20 protein-coding genes and 4 pseudogenes are annotated in these 21,030 nt (G+C 35.8%); 7 read left to right on the top strand and 17 right to left on the bottom strand.

The window, feature by feature from the left end; genetic code table 11:
• Positions 1-67 precede the first annotated feature (67 nt).
• The 6 genes from pnp to ABWU73_RS01230 are packed head-to-tail and all read right to left on the bottom strand — an operon-like array spanning position 68 to position 4,057.
• Positions 68-2,341 carry a polyribonucleotide nucleotidyltransferase gene (pnp, locus tag ABWU73_RS01205; RefSeq protein ID WP_353285495.1) on the bottom strand — a complete coding sequence of 758 codons (2,274 nt, stop codon included), beginning with the start codon at positions 2,339-2,341 and terminating at the stop codon, positions 68-70.
• A 14-nt stretch (positions 2,342-2,355) separates the two neighbouring features.
• The gene (rpsO, locus tag ABWU73_RS01210) at positions 2,356-2,628 is read right to left on the bottom strand and encodes a 30S ribosomal protein S15 (RefSeq protein ID WP_353285496.1); all 273 of its coding nucleotides are present in this window, start codon (positions 2,626-2,628) and stop codon (positions 2,356-2,358) included.
• A gap of 12 nt (positions 2,629-2,640) precedes the next feature.
• The gene (locus ABWU73_RS01215) at positions 2,641-2,979 is read right to left on the bottom strand and encodes a hypothetical protein (RefSeq protein WP_231115842.1); all 339 of its coding nucleotides are present in this window, start codon (positions 2,977-2,979) and stop codon (positions 2,641-2,643) included.
• 7 nt (positions 2,980-2,986) lie between these two features.
• Positions 2,987-3,475 (bottom strand): transposase, encoded by a 489-nt coding sequence (locus tag ABWU73_RS01220; protein WP_341810269.1) that lies wholly within the window; start codon positions 3,473-3,475, stop codon positions 2,987-2,989.
• Between the two features lie 49 nt (positions 3,476-3,524).
• Entirely contained in the window at positions 3,525-3,935 is a 411-nt protein-coding gene (locus ABWU73_RS01225; RefSeq protein WP_151807722.1) for a transposase, read from the bottom strand.
• Positions 3,920-4,057, bottom strand: coding sequence for a hypothetical protein (locus ABWU73_RS01230; protein WP_209452472.1), 138 nt, complete (start codon positions 4,055-4,057; stop codon positions 3,920-3,922). Before ABWU73_RS01230 ends, ABWU73_RS01225 begins: the two co-directional genes overlap by 16 nt.
• A 122-nt stretch (positions 4,058-4,179) precedes the next feature.
• Between ABWU73_RS01230 and ABWU73_RS01235 the strand changes: the two are divergent.
• Positions 4,180-5,162, top strand: a pseudogene (locus ABWU73_RS01235) (IS4 family transposase); the annotation flags it as partial.
• Between the two features lie 193 nt (positions 5,163-5,355).
• Here ABWU73_RS01235 and ABWU73_RS01240 read toward each other — a convergent pair.
• Positions 5,356-6,295, bottom strand: a pseudogene (locus ABWU73_RS01240) (IS110 family transposase).
• 216 nt (positions 6,296-6,511) lie between these two features.
• Here ABWU73_RS01240 and ABWU73_RS01245 point away from each other — a divergent pair.
• Positions 6,512-6,919 (top strand): annotated as a pseudogene (locus tag ABWU73_RS01245) (IS4 family transposase); the annotation flags it as partial.
• Positions 6,920-6,926: 7 nt separating this feature from the next.
• Here ABWU73_RS01245 and ABWU73_RS01250 read toward each other — a convergent pair.
• A pseudogene (locus tag ABWU73_RS01250) lies at positions 6,927-7,470 on the bottom strand (DUF6444 domain-containing protein); the annotation flags it as partial.
• Between the two features lie 497 nt (positions 7,471-7,967).
• Between ABWU73_RS01250 and ABWU73_RS01255 the strand changes: the two are divergent.
• The 4 genes from ABWU73_RS01255 (at position 7,968) to lepB (ending at position 11,781) form a co-directional block, all read left to right on the top strand.
• On the top strand, positions 7,968-8,993 hold the full coding sequence (locus ABWU73_RS01255; protein ID WP_010082338.1) for a Fe(3+) ABC transporter substrate-binding protein: 1,026 nt from the start codon (positions 7,968-7,970) through the stop codon (positions 8,991-8,993).
• A gap of 203 nt (positions 8,994-9,196) precedes the next feature.
• Positions 9,197-10,084, top strand: coding sequence for an aspartate carbamoyltransferase catalytic subunit (locus ABWU73_RS01260; protein WP_006280416.1), 888 nt, complete (start codon positions 9,197-9,199; stop codon positions 10,082-10,084).
• A 46-nt stretch (positions 10,085-10,130) separates the two neighbouring features.
• Complete coding sequence (locus ABWU73_RS01265) at positions 10,131-10,262, top strand: hypothetical protein (protein WP_255317428.1); 132 nt, start codon at positions 10,131-10,133, stop codon at positions 10,260-10,262.
• A gap of 772 nt (positions 10,263-11,034) precedes the next feature.
• Entirely contained in the window at positions 11,035-11,781 is a 747-nt protein-coding gene (gene lepB, locus ABWU73_RS01270) for a signal peptidase I (RefSeq protein ID WP_007548756.1), read from the top strand.
• A 7-nt stretch (positions 11,782-11,788) separates the two neighbouring features.
• Here lepB and hscA read toward each other — a convergent pair whose 3' ends face one another.
• From hscA to iscU, 4 genes are read right to left on the bottom strand one after another with little or no spacing between them, the layout of a single operon-like run.
• Positions 11,789-13,537: a Fe-S protein assembly chaperone HscA gene (gene hscA, locus ABWU73_RS01275; protein WP_264329630.1), complete on the bottom strand. Its 1,749-nt coding sequence runs from the start codon at positions 13,535-13,537 to the stop codon at positions 11,789-11,791.
• A complete protein-coding gene (locus tag ABWU73_RS01280) occupies positions 13,515-13,967 on the bottom strand; it encodes an iron-sulfur cluster co-chaperone HscB C-terminal domain-containing protein (protein WP_319633799.1) in 453 nt (150 codons plus the stop codon). The genes hscA and ABWU73_RS01280 overlap by 23 nt, the downstream gene beginning before the upstream one ends.
• A complete protein-coding gene (locus ABWU73_RS01285; protein ID WP_264329632.1) occupies positions 13,960-14,364 on the bottom strand; it encodes a HesB/IscA family protein in 405 nt (134 codons plus the stop codon). The genes ABWU73_RS01280 and ABWU73_RS01285 overlap by 8 nt, the downstream gene beginning before the upstream one ends.
• A gap of 10 nt (positions 14,365-14,374) precedes the next feature.
• Positions 14,375-14,767 (bottom strand): Fe-S cluster assembly scaffold IscU, encoded by a 393-nt coding sequence (gene iscU, locus ABWU73_RS01290; protein ID WP_182319561.1) that lies wholly within the window; start codon positions 14,765-14,767, stop codon positions 14,375-14,377.
• Positions 14,768-14,970: 203 nt separating this feature from the next.
• Between iscU and ftsY the strand changes: the two genes are divergently transcribed.
• Positions 14,971-15,882 (top strand): signal recognition particle-docking protein FtsY, encoded by a 912-nt coding sequence (gene ftsY / locus ABWU73_RS01295; RefSeq protein ID WP_253303012.1) that lies wholly within the window; start codon positions 14,971-14,973, stop codon positions 15,880-15,882.
• Here the strand turns inward: ftsY and radA are convergent.
• The 5 genes from radA to ABWU73_RS01320 all read right to left on the bottom strand — a co-directional run bounded on the left by radA (position 15,869) and on the right by ABWU73_RS01320 (position 20,849).
• A complete protein-coding gene (radA, locus tag ABWU73_RS01300) occupies positions 15,869-17,212 on the bottom strand; it encodes a DNA repair protein RadA (RefSeq protein WP_353285497.1) in 1,344 nt (447 codons plus the stop codon). The two genes, ftsY and radA, sit on opposite strands and share 14 nt — an antisense overlap.
• 899 nt (positions 17,213-18,111) lie before the next feature.
• Entirely contained in the window at positions 18,112-18,867 is a 756-nt protein-coding gene (locus tag ABWU73_RS01305; RefSeq protein ID WP_341810270.1) for a putative folate metabolism gamma-glutamate ligase, read from the bottom strand.
• A 1-nt stretch (position 18,868) separates the two neighbouring features.
• On the bottom strand, positions 18,869-19,357 hold the full coding sequence (locus tag ABWU73_RS01310) for a dihydrofolate reductase (RefSeq protein WP_264329634.1): 489 nt from the start codon (positions 19,355-19,357) through the stop codon (positions 18,869-18,871).
• Positions 19,354-20,634 (bottom strand): dihydropteroate synthase, encoded by a 1,281-nt coding sequence (gene folP / locus ABWU73_RS01315; protein WP_209472574.1) that lies wholly within the window; start codon positions 20,632-20,634, stop codon positions 19,354-19,356. The genes ABWU73_RS01310 and folP overlap by 4 nt, the downstream gene beginning before the upstream one ends.
• Complete coding sequence (locus ABWU73_RS01320) at positions 20,631-20,849, bottom strand: dihydroneopterin aldolase (RefSeq protein ID WP_022626368.1); 219 nt, start codon at positions 20,847-20,849, stop codon at positions 20,631-20,633. Before ABWU73_RS01320 ends, folP begins: the two co-directional genes overlap by 4 nt.
• Positions 20,850-21,030 lie beyond the last annotated feature (181 nt).

Raw genomic sequence — 21,030 nt, forward strand, 5'->3', positions numbered from 1 at the left:
CACCAGAAAGGGTGTCATTCCAGTGTTAAGCACTGGAATGACGAGAGGTAACGCAAGAAGTTTACTCTTAATAAAAACCTGATGATGAATCATTATTACCAAATTTCGGCCTATTTCTGTTGCTGAAACCAGAACGAGGACGAGGAGGCCTCTTATGGTGACTTCCTCCAGGTTTTCTACTAAATGAATTATTGTAATAATTATCCCTGTCATTTGGACCATCTTTCCTTTCCTCGTTGTAAAGCTCACCTTCAAAAAACTCTCCCGTCTCTTGATCAACCCGACGTCTTGACAACTTTGGACACCCACCTTTTTCGAAGTCAATTACTAGTGCTTTGAAAGTATCATCTTGTTTAAGTACGCTCTCTATAGAATCTATATGTTCATTAGCTACTTCACTTATGTGCATTTTTCCTTTTCTGCCATTAAGAAATTCAAGCTCTACAATAGACTTCTCTATTCTTACAACCTTGACATCAACTATAGAACCTTGTTCTAGTTCTGTTATTGAATCAATCATCATACTCTTTGCAATTTCAGCTTCAGTGCCACTCGTAGCAAAAACAGAAACTTTACCATTATCTCCTATTTCAATTTTTGCATTACTTCTTTCACACACGCTGCGTATATTTTTCCCCTTAGAACCTATAGCAGCAGAAATTTTGTCTTTATCTATGTAAAATGATAACATCCTTGGTGCATGGTCTTTGACATCATCACTGTGTTCTGAAATCACTGCATTCATTTTTTCTAAAATATGTAATCTTCCAGCTTTTGCCTGTTCTAAAGATTTTTCAACAATTTCAAAGCTTATACCAGAAATTTTCATGTCCATTTGTAGCGCCGTAACCCCTTCACTAGTTCCTGCTACTTTAAAGTCCATATCACCAAGATAATCTTCATCACCAAGTATATCGGAAAGTATTACATACTCGTCTTTATCTTTGATGAGACCCATAGCAATTCCAGCAACAGGGGCCTTTATTGGCACACCCGTATCCATTAAAGCAAGAGAAGTCCCACAAACTGTTGCCATAGAAGAAGAACCATCAGACTCCAAAATTTCGGACACTACTCTTATTGTATAAGGAAATTCAGACTTATCGGGTAAAACAGGATGAATTGCTTTCCAAGCAAGTTTGCCATGACCGATTTCTCTTCTTCCTGGTGCACGCGCAGCAGAAGTTTCTCCAACAGCAAATGAGGGAAAGTTATAATGCAACATGAAATGCTCACGTCTATCCCCTTCAATATCATCCACAATTTGCTCATCTTGAGTGGTGCCAAGAGCAGTAACAACCAGTGCCTGAGTATTGCCTCTTGTAAATAGTGCAGAACCGTGAGTTTTGGACAGAATATCAACTTCAACTTCTATCTGACGTATCTCATCATGCTTACGACCGTCTATCCTTACACTTTTCTTCCTAATTATTTCACGTACTAAAGATCTTTCAAAGTTTTTTACTGCATACGTAATTAACTTTTCGTCTTTTCCAGTTTCTTTAAGAGTATTCAATATATTCTCTCTGATCGCTTCTAGAGCTTGAACTCGCTCTTGTTTTACTGTTTGCGAATATGCTTTTTCAAAATCTTTACCGTATTTTTCGAGCTCTTGTGTTATATCTGATGCATCAATAGGGGCAAAGCTCTCAGGTTTATTGCCAATTGTATCAGCAAACTCTTTTATGAGCTTAATGACAGGCTTAAGGTGTTCATGGCCAAATTTTATTGCATTAAAAACATTTTCTTCAGAGAGCTCTTTCACTTCTGATTCAACCATTAAAATTGAATTTTCATCACCAGACAAAAACAGATCCAAGCTGCTTGCTTTCATCTCTTGAACAGAAGGGTTGAGTATATAGTTATTATTTTCATCACAACCAACCATCACTCCAGCTATAGTAAAGTGAAAGGGAACACCAGAAATTGCAAGAGCTGCAACAGCACCAATCAATGCTGGCACTTCAGGAGGATTGACTGTATCATAAGTTAATAGATTGCACACCACACTAATTTCATCATGAAATCCTTCTGGGAATAGTGGTCTTATACTTCTATCTATTACTCTTGAGATTAAAGTTTCTCTATCAGATGGCTTGCCTTCTCTTTTAAAAAACCCGCCAGGGATCTTACCCATGGCATAGCTTTTTGCGATAAACTGCACATTTAAAGGTAGGAAATCAACGCTTTCTTCCTTCTTTTTACGTACAACAGTTACTAAAACAGAAGTATCACCGTAATTTACAACTACTGAACCATGAGCTTGGCGTGCTATTTTTCCTGTTTCTAAAGATAAGGCACGACCACCCCACTCTATAGATTTTTTTATAATTTTAAACATATTAAATTCCTCGATTATTTTCTAATGCCTAACTTCTCTATTAATTCCTGATAGGCTTCATTACCAAATTTACGCTTTATATAATTTAAGTGCTTGCGTCTTCTACCTATCAATATAAGTAAACCACGCTTAGAGTGATGGTCATGCTTGTGCACTTTAAAATGCTCAGTTAAGTTACTGATCCTCTCGGTCAAAATTGCACATTGTACAAAAGATGAGCCTGTATCATCTTCTTTAATTGCATACATATTTATCAAACTCTTTTTCTTTTCGGATGTTATCGACATCTAAACCTCATTTTAAATATTAAAAACACGAATAGGTTTCACACAACCATAAATAAAACTGCAGATTGCAATAGGTACACTACCCACCACCGTACAACAAATATCATGATTCTTTAAATTACGCAAGTTATTTAATACAACTTCCTGACCTTTTCTGATTTTCCCCGCATCTTCTAGGGAAATTTCAACTTTGAACATCGATTTTAAAGCCGATTCAATGGGGATGACGAAACTTTTTGTATTACTCCCTGTCACTCCATCATCTTCTGTCATCCCACCCCCCTCTGTCATCCAAGTAGCTGACACTGGGATGGCTTTGTTGCATCGCTCTTCGGATAGTAGGTAACGCACAATAAATTTATGAAGCTATCTCAAATTTAGCCATACCAATATCAGTGAACTTATTGAGCAAATAGCATTTAACAAGTAGTTCCTTCTCTCTATTTGTCTCAGATTTATTCCTAAAACTAAACCCGAATGTTTGTTTCAGTCGCGAGAAAAAACTTTCTATATAAGATCTTTTTCCATAACTCATCTCTTTTTTCCACTTCTTTATACTATCTTCATCATATGACTTTATGAGCTTGACTGCAGAATTTCTCTCAGCCATATAGTCTAACTTTGGATGCTCTGCTGCGTTGTTTTTCGGAGGAATTTTCGTTTTTATACCATATTGATTACACAGCTTATAGAGCTTTTCTCTGTCATATGCCCTATCTGCATATAGTACTTTTATGACATACTGAAAATCGACTTCTTTTAGCAAATCACAAGCTCCATAGTGATCAGAGTAGACACCGTTACTGTATTTTACAGCTATGGCTTTTTTGTTGTTTATATTCAACATTACGTGCAATTTTCTCGTTTGCTCATAGCCACGATATTTTCTGTCAGTGCTATTTTCCTTGCTGTGTGTTGTTGTATATACTAATTCCTGTACTGTCTATAGCAATTTCGATATCTTCCATATTATTTTTATCAATTCTGCAATCATTTATCTTAATATTAAGTTTCTTAAACCTTCTTGATGCTTGTGAATAGCTGATAACTGCCAAATCTCTTCCTATTTGTTGCAAATACCCTTTTATAAACCCGACTGTTTGTCTTAAACCAATTCTAAAGAAACTGACGATTATATGCACCAAAATCACAACTTTATCACTATAAATATAGTTGCCGCCCTGCATTTTTGGACAATTCTCGTACCAATTTTCTATGGCGTCATTGATATAACAAAAAATGCTTCCTCTTTCTTGGAGAAATTTGTTATATTCATGGCAGTTACTGACTCTCATTTTTTGTGGCATATTTTTTCTTCAACAGTTAAATGGCTATTTATAATGAATTTTGTCAGTAACTGCCAGTTCTTTTCACTTGAGCGATGCAACAAAGCCCACTGGGATCCAGTTTCACCTTGTGATGGTGTCATGAAAGTAGCTGACACTGGTTTCCATCCAAGACGGTGTCATTCCTTACTATTACCCACAAATATAAATGGACTAAAAAGTAAAATATTACAATATTAAAGTTTGCAAATATTGAGGGTGTAAAATGGCAAGTAAAAGTAGTGAATGGGCTAAAAATGAATTTGGAGATAAAAGGTTAACTGAGCGATTAGTAAAGATTGCTGATATGTTTGACAAAATTACCTGAAAGTTAGATTAATCAAGCATGTGAAAGTTGGTCAGAAGCAAAAACAGCATAACGTTTTTTTCAAAATGAGAATGTAAAAGAAAGTGATATTTTAGCTACACATATTAATAAGACGGTTGAGAGAACAAAAGCTCACAAGAGGGTTCTTGTCATTCAAGATACCAGTTACATTGTATATAATAACCATAAAAAAACAAGCGGATTAGCAAATTTGTCCAGTTATGATACTGCAAAAGGTATTATAATGCATACAGCTCTTGCCGTTAGTATAGAAGGTTTGGTACTAGGGATACTAGATCAAAAAGTTTATTCAAGACCTGAAGAAACTGAGAACCTTAAAAAAAAGAGCGATCGCATTGAAGATAAAGAAAGCGTAAAGTGGTTGGAAACTTTAAGAAAAACAAATAATATTATTGATCCAACTCAAACTGAGACTATAACTGTATGCGATAGAGAAGCAGATATATATGACTTTTTTGAGCTTGCACATAATCTTAATTCGGCAGTGCTAGTTAGAGCATGCAGAGATAGAGCAGTAAATAGAAAATCTCGATATCCTGAAAAAGGTGAGCAGAAGTTATGGGCATTTATTAAATCCTCTCATTGTGCAGGTACGGTAGAAGTTGAAGTTCCTGTAAAAGATAATAAGCCAAAAAGAACAGCACGTTTGGAAGTTAGATTTGGAAAGTTTATGATGAATCCATCTAAGAATAATATTAGGCATAAGACGGAAGAACTACCTAAATTACCACTTTATGCAGTTTATGTTGTTGAGAAAACTCCCCTTCCCTTAAAAAAAACCGCTAGAATGGATGCTATTAACGAATCTTTCAGTTAATACTTTCGATGAAGCTGTTGAAAAAATTAGTTGGTATCAACTATGTTTTTTAAAAATTTTTTTATTTGTGTAATTTTGCAAATTATATGGGCAATAAAAACCCGTTTGTCATAGAAATAGAATTTTATATCAAACAGCTACCACAGCAATTTCTGCTTAAGCTAATGAATATGTGCTTTAAGTCTGTGTGGACGCACATATTCATTAGCCAATTTCAGTTACCGTTGTGAAGATTTTTAAGTATGCAAATTAATTGCTTCTTTAAGTCTTGTATTAGCAATTACTATAATTTTACGCATTAGGGCTGTTATAGCCACCATCTTCTTCTTACCACTTTCAACAAGCTTAGAATAAAAGGCGCCAAGTATAGATTTTGACCTTGTAGCAGCCATAGCGGCTGTAAAGAGCTTTGAACGAACGTTACTTCTACCACCTGTAATCCTTCGGTAACCAACAGCTTTACCACTTTCTTTTGGATGCGGTGCAACTCCGGCAAGACTTGCTACTTCTTTTCTATTTAAGTAACCAAGCTCTGGCATTAAACACAAAAAATCTTGTGATAACTTTTTACCTATTCCAGGAACTGTTTTAAGAATTTTTTGGCGTTGTTGTAATTCGCGGCTTTCATCAATAATCTTTTGTATAGTATCATTGAGTTCGTTTATTTGACTATCGAAAAACTCAATGGTCTTTTGACAGCTTTCTTTTATATGATCATTTTCCGGTGCTTCAAGTCTGCATTTTTCTTGAGTTCTCATTTGCGTAATATCATCACGACGTTGACAAAGTGCAGCCAAAGTTGATTGTTCTGTAGAGGTAGGTACAAATAGAGAGATAGTTCTATGGCGTTCAAATCCATATTGAGCAAGAGCTCTTGCATCTAGACTTTGCTAAAGTTCCGTGAGATAAAATAAAGCTTTTTACTTTACGAGTATTAGCTCGATGCACGGCAATATTTTTGTCGGTAAGAAAATGTGATAAGCCAAGCTCATATTTCCCTGTATTTTCTAAAGTCACTAAAGCATTAGGTAGAATATCTGAAAACTCTTGAAATAATTGTTGCCAACCAGAAGCATTATTATCAAATTCGACAGCATTCTTCTGTTTGTGAATTGCAACGACATTTTTAAATTTTCCGATGTCAATGCCAATAAAATTTTGATAAGATGTAACCATAATAAACCTCGATAGTTTTAGTTAATTTAAGATTGTAAACGGGTGCATATATATGTCCCAAGCAACTATTCAAACGTATCGAGAGATAGGGCTAGCGTACCTTGATACCAACGGTTGTAATACCAATTTCCTTTCGGTCGCGCACGCCCGCTATTCCTAGTGAGCAGGGTTATCTTTCTCTCTTATCTCTTTTATATCACGTTTTTAACTTACAATTGCCTTAGATGGAAAATAGAGATATTACATAAAATTTTAAATCCGGTCTCAAAGTTGAAGAATGTAGGCTTGGAATAGCAGAAAGACTAATGAGATATCTAACAGTTATGAGTATTATTGCTTGGAGGATCTTCTTTATTACATCAATTGCAAGAGCTAACCCAACATTACCATGTACTACCTTATTAGCTGAAGAAGAATGGAAAGTTTTATACGTTAAAATACACAGAAAACCATGTCCAAGTGTAGTTCCCAACATAAAAGAAGCTGTTTCATGAACTTGGAGGCCATTTAGCAAGAAAAAATGACCCAAAACCAGGACCAATTACTCTTTGGAAAGGATATAAACGTCTCTTTGATTTAGCAGAAGGATGGCGACTTGCTCACGAACCTCATATTTGTGGGTAATAGTAAGATTTGATATGCTGCCAACACTTATGTTCAAATTAAAAATGTCATTTATGATACTAGCCACTTCACGCTTTGAGTTTTTGTAAAATCCGCTGAGTGCTGCAATTATAGACTTAACCCTTGGACCAAATGTATCTGGCGTAACACCTTCTGGTAACTTGCTACTTTTTCTTTTTCTGCATCTCCAACAACGACCATGTTCCAATTACTACATAAGGCCTAATTTCCGGAAGATCAACTTTTTGGTGAACATAAGGTTTTTCGCATATTACAAGCTCTCCTCCGCATTCGCAAATATTAGGCAACTCTATTTTTACTACTTTATCCGCTTCCATTGTGGCATGAAAATTTCCTTTATGCCCAACCTGATCGCCAACATTCCTTTCGCTTTTTGGCTTGTCCTTTTTTATTTTGTATAGCTCTTTTGAGCTGGGCAGGGATGAGTTTTTTGAATTTAAACCGAGCCTTTCCTTTAATTCAGCGTTCTCTATCTTTAAAGCTTTATTTTCTGCTTTTAAGTTTTCTATCTCTGCTTTCAGTTTTTCTATTTTTTGCTGTAAATTTTTGCAAAGTTCTCAAAGGTTTACCACATTAACTCACTTTTGCTCTATGATTATCTTTATTATCTTGCTTTGTCTACCTTATTCTACCACTCCGCTGAACGGATACAATTTACTAAACAGAAAAAAAGGCAAAAGAAACCCTAGGGTAGCTAGTTATTCACTATCCATTTTTTAAGTTGGCGTTTTTTAATGTTTTAAATAGCGCATTTCAGCTTATATTAGGTAAAAACCTAGAAATTTTATAAAGACATAAGGTGCACATAGTGCAAAAAATTAAGCATGATTTACGCCAAATACATTAAGTTTTTTGTCATTAATCCACTGCAGAGATTGCGAAGATAAATAAATAGCTTCAGTGTTATAATAAGGGGGCTGGCGAAGCTTGTCAAGGAAGTTTTTATGATTTATCTAACGAACTTTACACTTGCTAAAGTTGTACCATCTTGGTAACTTTAACTGAAAGAAGTTATTTTTTATCCAATATGAAAAAAGCCTTTATATTCACATCCTTAATAGCAATTATATTGATAGTTATTACTTATTTATACAGAAACGACGGAACTAATGACTCACAAGTGGTAAATGTTTATTCATCGCGCAAAGAAGAATTAGTACGTACTTTGTTTGATGAATTCACGAAAAATACAGGTATTAAAGTACGTTACATCATTGATGATTATTCTCAGCTACTTTCACGAATGGAAAACGGTGGTGAAGCTGACTTATTTTTGACTGCTGATGCAATCAACTTAATTCTAGCAAAAAAAAGAGGACTTTTATCTCAAGTAGATTCAGAGGTTTTAAAAAGTGTTATACCTGCAAGATTTAGAGACAGTGAAGATTATTGGTTTGGTCTTACAAAAAGAGCTAGGATATTGGTTTACAATAAAGAGTCAGTAGACCCTAAGGACTTAAGTACTTATGAAGATTTAGCAAATGAAAAATGGAAAGGAAAAATATTAGTGCGTTCTTCTACAAGTCCATATAACAGATCGTTAATTGCTTTTATGATTGCAAATAATGGTTTTGAAAAGACGAAAGAATGGGTAAGCGGAATTGTGAGCAATATGGCAAGAAAACCAAGTGGTGGTGATACTGATCAAATTTACGCCGTAGCAGCGGGTGAGGGAGATGTTGCAATAGTAAACAGCTACTACTTTGCGAGAATTCTTTCATCAGAAAATAAAAAGAATGTTGCAGACAAGCTAGGGGCTTTTTTTCCTAATCGCAACGATCACGGTGTAATGGTAAACATCAGTGGTGCAGCAGTAACAAAAAACGCAAAAAACAGGGAAAATGCTATAGTCTTATTGGAATTTTTAGTAAGCAAGCAGGCTCAAGAGTTATACGCTAAAAAAAACCAAGAATATCCTATTATTGAAGGCGTTGAAACTTCCGATATACTAAAATCTTGGGGAAATTATTCACAAAGTGATTTGCCTCTAAGTGAACTTGAGAAGCATCTTTTTGAGGCTGTTATGATAGCGGATGAGTGTAAGTGGAAGTAATCCCCAGCGCCACTAAACATTGGGATGAAAGATTTATGCTAATATACCTTACTCTTGACTCGCTGAACTTTTTCTTCCTTCTAACTTAATTTTGACTTTACTATCTTTTTCCGTTCTTTCACCAAAACAATTGCTGCACAAGAAGTCTATTGAAAAAAGGTAATAAGAAAGTAGAATAGGTTCAAGTAGTTGAAAAGGAAACTATGAACAAGAGAAGGAATTTGTTAAACATCTCAGACCTTACAGTCGATGATGTAGAAAATATAACTAAGTTGGCCAACCAGTACCTTAAAAAAGAAGTTGCAAATAGTCATATCTTGGAAAATAAGACAGTAATAAATTTATTCTTTGAAGATTCAACGCGTACACTTGCGTCTTTTGAAATAGCAGCAAAAAGCCTTGGAGCAAATGTTGTAACTTTGCCAATAAGATCTTCTTCTATTAACAAGGGAGAAGATCTAAAAGACATGATCAAAACATTAAATGCAATGAATCCTGATTACATAATAATCAGGCATAAAAGTAGTGGTATCATTAATACACTGGCAAAGTATGTTAACTGCTCGCTAATCAATGCAGGCGATGGAAGTAGTGAACATCCAACTCAAGCTCTTGCAGACTATCTTGTAATCAGCAATCACAAAAAGCAAATAAAGGACCTCAAAGTTGTGATATGTGGAGATATTCTGCACAGTAGAGTTGCAAGATCAAATATAAGATTGCTAAAAATGTTTGGAGCAGAGATAAACTTGGTCGCACCACCAACTTTGATTTGTAAGCATTTTCCTGAAGTAGATTCAGTCCATTATTCATTAATTGAAGGTATAAAGGATGCTGACGTAATTATGCTTTTGAGATTGCAGAAAGAGCGCATGAATAATAGTTCTTCAGAGAAAGAATATTTTTATTTGTATGGACTTGATTCACAAAAGCTATCATACGCAAAACCAGATGCGATTGTTATGCACCCAGGGCCAATAAACAGAGGGATTGAGATTAGCAGCGATGTAGCAGATTGTGTTATTTTACAGCAAGTAGAATTTGGATTGGCAATACGTAAGGCAGTGTTGCACTATTATAGGCCTTGCTAATATTAAAAGATGCTACACAACTAATGCAAAAAGGGGGGGGCATGAAATGACAAGGCTTGTAAATGGTTTGAGAATGGCCATTAAGATGTTAAGGCCGAGGATATGGTGTGGAAGTTTTTACGAAAGCCTGAAGTCAATCAACAACCTTGCAGAACGGCAAATTAGACGGCTATCGTAAAAACAGCTTTTTCACCTGGTCGGAACATGGAGAAAGATTTGTGGAAAGAATGTTGTCGATATTTTTGACATCACGTCTCAATGGCCAAAATCCCTTCCAAAAGTTACGACTGCTTAGTTCTTTATTCATTCTCACAATCCGTGAACGGTTACAACCTAGATTCCAGTGGGCTTTGTTGCATCGCTAGCTATGATGGATTAAAGATAAAAAAGATAGGGAATATCAGTAGCTTATTATTCTGGTATTTATAACAAGAACGGTCAATGAATACCTAAATTTGAGTAAAAGAAATTTCACTACCATTTACCAATCCGGCTAAAATTCAAGAATTTCAATGCTTTAGCTATTTTCAATAGAATTAAATTTATTAATATAAATAACAAATTACTATTCTTAAATTTGATCAGATTGATTGCAAAAAAACAAGATTTTCAATAGGTTGCTTATAATCCTAACTATAGTTAGCCTTTCATAAGTAGCGATGCAACAAAGCCATTCCAGTGTCAGCTACTTTCATAACACCATATTACCTTAACAAAAGCAAATGTTCGTACAGATGTGCATCAGCTACTTTCATCTGCCACCTGCAAATTGCAATGTTCGTACAGTTATGTGTCACACTACTTGGATGACACCGTTGAAAGAAATGAACCGCCTTTTCAAAATTGTTTTGAATAGAGGAATAACATTCACAAGTAAAATTTCATATTACCATTTTTTAATTTATGTATTATAATAAGCTTAATCTATAAGAAAAACAAAGTTGGAAAAGTTGGAAGAACTAAGCAAAAACTGGGTGATAAGAACGGGAAGATTTTTATCTTCATTGTTTTTTTTACTGTTGATTGCGCTATCAATACGTAGTTTTTTATTCGAGCCATTTCATATACCTTCTGGTTCAATGAAAAGCACCCTACTTGAAGGGGATTACATTTTTACTAGTAAATATTCATACGGTTACAGTAAACACTCCTTTCCATTTTCTCCAAACATTTTTAGCGGCAGGATTTTTTATACCCCTCCAAAGCGTGGCGACATAGTAGTTTTCAAACCCACAAGAAATGACAGCATCAGGTTTGTTAAGCGAGTAATAGGAACACCAGGTGACAAAGTGCAAATGATAGAGGGAGAATTATACCTAAATGATCAGAAAGTAAAGCGAAGGCAAATTGAAAGTTTTTTTGATTATGAGTCAAATCGTAACATACCAAGATATATAGAAACGCTTTTAAGTGGCAAGGAACATGAGATTTTGGTAGATGACATTTCTAATAAGCTATCATATAACACTCCGGTTTATTATGTACCTAACGATCAATTTTTCGTTATGGGAGACAATAGAAATAATTCTTTAGATAGTAGGTTTCCTGAAGTTGGTTTTGTACCAATGGAAAATATCATTGGGCGTGTAAGCATAGTTGGTTTATCATTTAAATTAGGAAAGGTCGATTGGTTACCATTTAATTTCAGGTTACCTGTTGCTTTGAGATTAAATAGGGTATTGCACAAGGTTGTGTAAGCTTTTTCTACCTATTTGTTAATTCACACAACTCTAAAGAAGAATTTTCTAACTCGGCGATAGTGTTGTTAATTTCATTCAAGTCATTGCCTTGTAAAGCGTTTTTTGCATTTTGTAATAGGTTTTTCAACTTTTGATCAGTGGAAAGGTTATTATTGTTTTCAACCAAGTGTATGAGTTTATTTCCATTAATTTTAGCACCTGCAAGGGAACGAGTCTTCATATCTTCGTCAAAACTGTTTATTGACTGGTTAACCATATTTTGAACATCAGCTTCACTCAAGCCAAAACTTGAATTTACTTTAACTGTCTGCTCAATTCCAGTAGTTTTTTCTCTTGCAGTAACAGTCAAGATTCCGTCAACGTTAACTGTAAATTCTATTTCAACTCTTGCAGAACCTGCAGGCAGTGGAGGTATACCTTTTAGTTCAAACTGCGCTAGAGATTTGTTATCCTCTATCATTTCACGTTCTCCCTGACAAACATGAATTTTCATTGCTGTTTGCCCATCAATATAAGTTGTAAACTCTTTTATCTCTGAAACTGGTAGTGGTGTATTTCTTGGTATGATTTTTTCAACTATGCCTCCCATAGTTTCTATGCCAAGTGATAAAGGTAGAACATCCAGGAGAATATTCCTATCTTTTGAGCTCGAAGTTAAATCATGAGCCTGCAGAGCTGCCCCAATGGCAACTGCTTTATCTGGATCCACGTCATTTAGTACTTTATTTCCAAAGAGTTTGACTAGTGAATTTTGAACCAATGGTGTTCTAGTTGCACCACCAACTAAAATTACTCCTTTTATATTATCAATTTTAAGATCTATGTTGCTTATAGTACGAGTGACTATATTGATAGTCTTATTGACCAAAGAACTGATTGCCTGCTCGAATTCTTCTCTGGTAATTTCGCACTCAAATGGCTTGCCGTTAACATTAAATTCAAAGATACCTATAGTGTGATTGCTTAGGTACTCTTTCACAGAGCGTGATTCGATAAATAAGGAATTTAGTTGCTTAGCCGTCTTTTCTCTATACTTATCAATCACAATTGAACTCAGCAAATGATCAAAATCATCACCGCCGAGTTTGGTGTCACCACCAACCGCAAGGACTTGAAACACTCCTTGGTGCAATTTCAATATCGAAATATCGAACGTTCCGCCACCAAGGTCATAAACTGCATATATTCCACTGCTATTGTTCTTTTCAATGGAGTAAGAAAGCGCTGCAGCGGTTGGCTCGTTAACGAGGCGAAGAACTTCTATTCCAGCTAATTTTGCCGCATATTTGGTTGCGTTACGTGCTGAATCGTCAAAGTAAGCTGGCACAGTAATCACTGCTTTTTTTACTTCCAGCCCCTTAGACTTTTTTACCCTCTCACATAAAGCTTTTAATATCTCAGCAGAAATCTCAATAGGAGTAAGATACTTTTCCTCTGCGCATTTTATTCTAATAACTTTTTCGCTTTCATGATCTATTTCAAAATTGACGCCTTCTTTATTTAATTCTTCAACACTTTTACCCATTAAACGCTTTATTGAGTAGATTGCATTTTGACCGACATCGTAGCCAGTTTTCAATGTATTATTTTCATATGAAAGAGCAGAAGGCAGCAGTTCTCTTCCTTGTTCATCTTTAAATATCTCCACGTTGCCAGCTTTATTTACCATAGCAATCAAAGAATTGGTGGTGCCAAGGTCTATACCAAAAACTACTTCACTTGAATTTGGTTCAGAAATTTGAATTGGTTGCATTCTTTTTCACCTCCTCAAATGACTTATATAAATATTTCAATCTTAAGACTTGTGTAGCAGCTCCATCAAAATTCTTTACAGCAAAAGTGTTAATTAGGTTTTTAACGCAATCTTTTATTTTTTCATCAATCATCCTGCTTGCAAATTGTAGATCGTCGCAGTCTAGTAAGTACTCTCTTATTTCCATTGATTCATTTAATATTTCAGAATTCGGATGATCCTTTGCCACACCAAAAAGATTCAACAAATGCTCAGCACGTTCTAGTGGTGACTTTAGCACTTGATAAGCTTTGTTGATATTTTCCATGTTTTTGGACTGTCTTTCATTTATATCAGTCTTGCTTAGCTCAATATATTTTTTCTCTAACTCATCAAAGCTGATATTGAAAGCTGGTTCAATTTCAAACAATGCAAAATAGTTGCTAGACATGAAAACTCTCTCCACAACCACATTTTCCTTTCTCATTAGGATTTTTGAAAACAAAACCCGATGAAAATTTTTCTTCTACATAATCCATTTCAGAGCCAAGAATAAACATGACGGATTTTGGGTCGATCAACACTTTAACTTTTTGGCCATCACTACAGTTTTCTTCAATTACCGACTCTAAAGGACGAGTATCATACGCATATTCAATATCATATTTTAAACCAGAACATCCTTTTTGTTTAATTAGCACTCTTATTCCTATTGCTTCTTCTGATTTCTCAAGGTTAGTATGCTTCTTTTGGTCCAATAAATACTTTATCCTTTCTACTGCTTTCGCAGTTATAGTAATAAGTTTTTTATCTTTCTTTATAGCGTTTACTCCTTGATATTCACTCATGCTTTAGTTCTCAATGTCCACCTTTATTTTGTTTACTTTGATAATCATGAATAGCAGCCTTTATAGCATCTTCAGCAAGCACCGAGCAGTGTATCTTCACTGGAGGTAAAGACAACTCTTCCACTATTTGAGTATTCTTTATCTGTGTTACATCTTCAATAGCTTTTCCTTTAATCATCTCTGTTAACAAAGAACTTGAAGCAATGGCAGAACCACAACCAAAAGTTTTAAATTTTGCATCTTCAATAACACCTTTGTCATTGACCTTTATCTGCAATTTCATTACATCACCGCACGATGGTGCACCAACTAAACCAGTACCAACATTTGGATCATTTTTATCCAGAGAGCCAACATTCCTTGGATTTTCATAATGATCTAAAATTTTCTCATTATAACTCATAAAATTACCTATAAACTGCTATTTTACATTATAACATATTTAGGTTAAAAACTAAAGGAAAACAATCGTTTTACGTGATTTTTACTTTCAAAATTCCCGTAAAACGACTGTTTAACTTTACAAATACACATAATACGTGTATTTCTTTACAATCAGCGTCTCTATGTTGTCATTAAGTTTATAATTTAAAAAGGAGTATTCCCTTGAGTTTGTTTAGTAACCTTTATAAAGGCTTGTTAAAAACTTCTTCTCGCTTTAGCGACGGGGTGAAAAGTATTTTTTCTGGCAAAAAAAAATTAGATCAGTCGCTTTTAGATGAGCTAGAAGAATTGCTAATTAGCATGGATATTGGTCATAAAACTTCTAAGTTGATTATCGATAGGCTCACAAGCATCAAGTTTGACAAGGAAGTTGAGTATAATATTATCACGCAGCAATTAGTGAATGAAATAGAAGCTATATTAAATCCAGTCGTGCAGCCGTTAGTTTTGGATAAAAAACCCCACATAATAATGGTATGCGGAGTAAACGGTAATGGTAAAACCACAACTATAGGTAAGCTCGCATATAAATATAAGGAGATGGGAAAGTCCGTTATGCTTGTTGCATGCGATACATTTAGAGCTGCTGCTAGTGAACAATTAAACATTTGGGCAGAACGCTCTGGTTGTTCTATCGTTACTGGAGAGTACGGTAGCGATTCTGCGAGTGTGGCATATAGAGCTGTAAGTCAAGCTATGAAAGATAGCGTTGATGTTGTTCTAATTGACACAGCAGGAAGGCTGCAAAATAATGTGAACCTTATGGAGGAATTATCAAAAATATATAGAACGATAAAGAAATTGGATGACACTGCCCCTCATGACGTTATCTTAGTTCTTGATGCAACTACCGGCCAAAATGCTTATAGCCAATTAGAGGCATTTAGTAAGATGGTCAATGTTACCGGGCTAATCGTAACAAAGCTAGATGGCACCGCTAAGGGCGGAGTAGTAATTGGACTTGCAGAAGCTTATAAGGTAAAGTTACATGCTATAGGAATTGGCGAAAATATAGAGGACTTAAGGGAGTTTACTAGTAAAGAATTTGCTGAAGCATTATTTAATTGTAATTAAAGACTTCTCTTAATTCCCTTACATGACCAAGCTTAATTATCTCAATATCATGAGAAGAATAATTGCCATTTTTAGGCATAATTGCTTTTTTGAATCCTAACTTTTGTGCTTCTTTTAGTCTGAGATCAGCATGCGAGACATTCCTAATTTCTCCTGAAAGTGCAACTTCACCGCAGATTATTGAAGAAGTTGGCAGCGGTAAATTTACTACACTTGAAATAAGGGAAGCAGCAACAGCAAGATCAGCCGATGGTTCCTGTATTTTGAGTCCCCCTGCAATGTTTAGGTATACCTCTTTATCATGCAAAAACATTTTGCAACGAGCATTTAGCACCGCGATGATCATAGCCAATCGATTAATATCCCACCCAACTACTGCCCTTCTTGGGGTTGCCATATTAGTCCCTGCTATTAATGCTTGCACTTCCATTAAAATTGGTCTTGAACCTTCAATTCCTACAAATACGGCGCTGCCAACTACTTCTCTGTCATGGGCCATCAGAAACAATGATGATGGATTATCAACAGGCACAAGTCCTGCTTCAGACATCTCAAAAACACCAATTTCATTTGCAGGGCCAAATCTATTTTTAATAGTACGCAAAATGCGATATTGATTGCTATTTTCACCTTCAAAATATAATACCGTATCCACCATATGCTCCAGAGTTTTGGGTCCAGCTATTTGTCCATCCTTAGTTATATGACCAACTATTAAAAGAGAAACACCATATTGTTTCGCAAGAATAGTTAATTCATGTGCGCAAGTACGAACCTGAGTTACAGTTCCTGGTGCCGATGTAATTCTGCTATCATACATTGTTTGTATAGAGTCAATTACTAAGAATTTAATACTTTTGTTTTCCTTTATTGTTGCTACTACATCAGTTAAAGACACTGTAGATAAAAGCTTAATTTTAGGTTCATTTATCTTAAGACGCTTTGCTCTGAGACTCACCTGCTCTAAAGACTCCTCGCCGGATACATAAAGACATTCAAAAGAGGAAAGTTGCACAACATTAGCTGCAATTCTAAGCAAAAGGGTGGATTTTCCAATACCAGGTTCGCCACCAATTAAAATGCTAGCACCTTGAACGATACCCCCACCAAAAACTCTATCTAATTCTTCTATTCCTGTTAAAAAACGACTTGGAGTGATAATTTCGCTACCCGATAACGTCTTTATTAAAATTGGTGCAGATATACTTCTTTTGCCCGTTTTTACTGCTATTTCCTCAACAATTGTATCCCAATTGTCACATGCGATGCACTTCCCTACCCACCTACCAGTGCTGTGACCACAGGATTGACATACATATACAGTTTTCATCAAAGCCAAAATTATTTTGTTGTAATTGTAATAAAAATTAGCTGAATATGCGAAGTAAATCTATAGCTAACCCAAGAAAGGGTTCCCTATGTCATACCGCGATTCATTCGCGGTATCTCTAGATCCCGCTAACAAGTAGCGGGATGACGAGCTTATCGTCACGCCGCCGCGAACCGTCATACCGCGATTCATTCGCGGTATCTCAAAGCATAGATCCCGCTAACACGTAGCGGGATGACGAGGTCATGCCACCGCGCGAACCGTCATACCGTCACGGTATCTCTAGATCCCGCTAACACGTAGGGGAATGACGAGGTCATGCCGCCGCAAACCGTCATACCGCCGCGGTATCTCTTAGCCGCTAACACGTAGCGGGATGACGGTTGTCGTTTAGCTACAAACGTTAAGAAATTTACCAAATGAAAAAAAAGGCAAAAGAAGCCCTGGGGTTATTATCCGCTTTAAAATATTGGCGTTTTTTATGTTTTAAACGCTTGACAAGCAAGATTAAGCTGCTTTTAATTGCAACTAACTTACGCTGCAAATGTTTAAGAAGTTTACTAAGCAGAAAAAAAGACAAAGAATCCCCGAGTTAGCTAGTCTTTTACTATCTCTGTCGAGTATTGGCATTTTTTGATGTCTTGTAACGCTTTATAAGCGCGTTCAGCTTATTTAGATAAAAATCTAGATGTAGATGAAGTTTTGTAAAGACATACAGTATCTATGTACTGCAAAAAATTAAACATAAGACGCCGATACATTAAGTAATCCTTACCTTTTAATCTGCAGATTGGCGAAAGCAAATACAATAGCTTCAGTTTTATGATAAGGGGGCTGGCGAAGGGTGTCAAGCAAGTTTTTTGTTTCTATTCCCAATGTTATATGGTTATGCAAGAAGTCTAATAGCAAATTTTTAAGTTTCTCTTTAACCAGCGGGCTCGCATGAGGAGAGGAGAGTAAAGGTCCTCTTCCATAGATATCTTCACACTTTTTTCTTCTTCTATAGTTGGCGGACGAGTAAGAAAGTGAATCTTTGGTGCGCCACTAATTATTGCCATTGGTGTTTGCTCCGCCCCTTCTCCCATAACTAAAACAGCAGACGTTGCCAACGCATCAAGAAGATTGACTTGTGTTACTTGCAGTGGTTGATCATAAAGATCTGGCTTGCCTATATAGGAATAAAATGGTTCAAATCCACACCAACCAAGAGCAACGCCCGTAACCCCAAGGCGCATAGGTGTTATGTTACTATCTGTAATCAAAATACCAAGATGTTTTATGCAGTGTTTTGTCTTGAGATAGTTCCATATTGATAGAGCTGTTTTCTGAACATCCTTTGGGTATAAAATATACATTTCATTACCATTTGATTCATCAATACCAGCAGATGGAATTAAGATATTGTCTTTGATTGTTAAATAGATGCCGTAAGAATTATGGTCTACATCAACAATTGCATCAGCTTCTCTTTTGATTAGCTCTTCTTTAGAACAAGCAGTTTTGCAAACCACTTGTTTTTGACAAATAGAAATGATTTTTGATGTGATAGCAAGAACAACTTCCTCTCCTAGCAACTCTGAAACATAGCGATCAAGAACCTGCTCTAATACTTCCCCACATTCAATGCGGTGGGTATAAATTGCTTTAACATGCATATTAACGTATTAGCCTACATATAGTATAATCTTTCGTTTTGGTGAGAATAGTTTTATGCCATCCATCAAGAAGTGTTAAGTTGAAATATACATCACCTTTATAGGGTTTGTAAATTTCTGTCATGATGAACTCTGAAATTAGATTATATTCTAAAAAAAGATGCGCTATTTGTGCTCCACCAATCACAAAGATTTGAGGGTAACTCCAATTACTTTGGATTGACAAAAACTCTTGCATAGAAGAAATAATAGTGCATTTTACTCCTCTGTTAAAACAAGAATTTAATTTGTTACGAGAAAAAACAACAGGGATACGATCCTTTAATATGTTTTGAGACATAGTTTCAAATGTTTTTCTTCCCATAACAATAACTTGTTTGTCAGTCACCTGACGAAAATGATCTAACTCACTTGGATAATGCCAGGGCAATCCATTATTTATTCCAATTACCCCCTTGGGATCAACAGCCATAATTCCGATAACTATCATCCCTGTAAAGCAGCTTGAGCTACAAAGAATCGCATGTGATCACGCACATTATGCACTCGAAGGAAATCAACCTTGTTGTGCAATGCAGATGATAAAGCAATTGTTTCTAAATCTCGGTTAAAGACAGGTTCTGTAGAAAAAGAAGAAATAAATGACTTTCTAGAATGACCAACCAGAACTTTGCAGCCAAAATTTTGTAACGTTTCTATACTGCGTAAAATCTGGATATTCTGGTACATAGATTTGCCAAAACCAATACCAGGATCAATAATGATCGAGCTTTGATCAAAACCTAGGGCAAGTAACCTGTTAATGCTCTTTTCTGCCCAATTATTTATGGTATCAATTGGATCAATGTCACTTGGGATAATGTTGTCACTATGTGGTGGTATGGAGAGTGAATGCATAATAACGATACTACATCCACTGCTAGCAATCGCTTTTAAGGTATTATCATCTAGATCTCCCTTCTGATCGTTTACCCAGGCAATGTTGTAGTGTTCCAAAACATTTAAAATAACGTCTGACCAGAAGCTATCAATGCTGACTTTAATGTCACCAACTTTCATATATTGATTAAGGTCATCAAGCACTGGTTTTAAGCGTGCATATTCTGCTTTTGGAGTTTGTATTGAGGAGCCAGGTCTTGTTGATTGAGCACCAAGTTCAACTATGCTTGCACCATCTGATAACAGCCGCAGTGCCTGCTTGGTTGCTTGATCTGCATCATAATAAAGACCACCATCTGAAAATGAATCAGGAGTAATATTAACAATACCTACAAGCTCTGGTGAAAGCGTAAAACTCCTTAAAAAGCAATCCTTAATGTTAGGGTTAATAGTACCAAACGTTTTGTTAACTACTGCCATGGGACTCAGCATTGCCATCAAGTGAAGCAAAAATGGTCTGTTTATCAATTCTGGGTGAGGAATCTTAAGGTAGGGTGTATCAAGTGTCAGGTCATCCCATAACAAAATATCCAAATCAATAACGCGAGGTGCCCATTTTTCATAGACCTGCGGGCGGCCAATGTCACACTCAATTTGTTTAAGGCCCTTTAACAGCTCTTCAGGAGAAGAAGAACAACTTCCATACACAACCATATTTAGAAATGGCTTATTCCACTGAGGTGGAGCATCATTTGGTAAAATAGCCTTAGTTTCCAGAATAATTGAAGATTTTAAATTTTTAAAATAGCGTTCCTGCAGTAACTGAGCAGCCTTTTGTAAATGGGAAAAGCGATTCCCCATATTTGAGCCAATAGAAATGTAAATCATTCTTGCAACGCATTACGATAAGTAAAGAAAACACCTCCATGCACACTGGGGACAGGTGGTGCAACTTTGTGAATAGTTACGCCTATAGAAGAAATAATAAGCTTTTTTTGCATCACAAGGTTATTAATGGTCCTGTATATATCATGAGTTAAATGCTCGATTAAGTTGAATTGCTTGCTTTGAACGAGAGATTGAATACTCTGAACTACCTCCAAGTAGCATATAGTATCCTCAAGCCGGTCAGTTGTAAGTCCTAAAGGGGGGATTTAAAGGTAAAATCAATATTAACACTAACTAATTGAGAATGATACTTCTCTTCTGCACTATAGCCTAAATGAACCCAAAGCCGTAAGTCAGATATAAGAAGATTACATGCAGACATTGCATTCCAACATC

This window comes from Wolbachia endosymbiont (group A) of Andrena helvola, from assembly GCF_964028415.1.
In the GTDB taxonomy this organism is placed as follows: domain Bacteria; phylum Pseudomonadota; class Alphaproteobacteria; order Rickettsiales; family Anaplasmataceae; genus Wolbachia; species Wolbachia pipientis.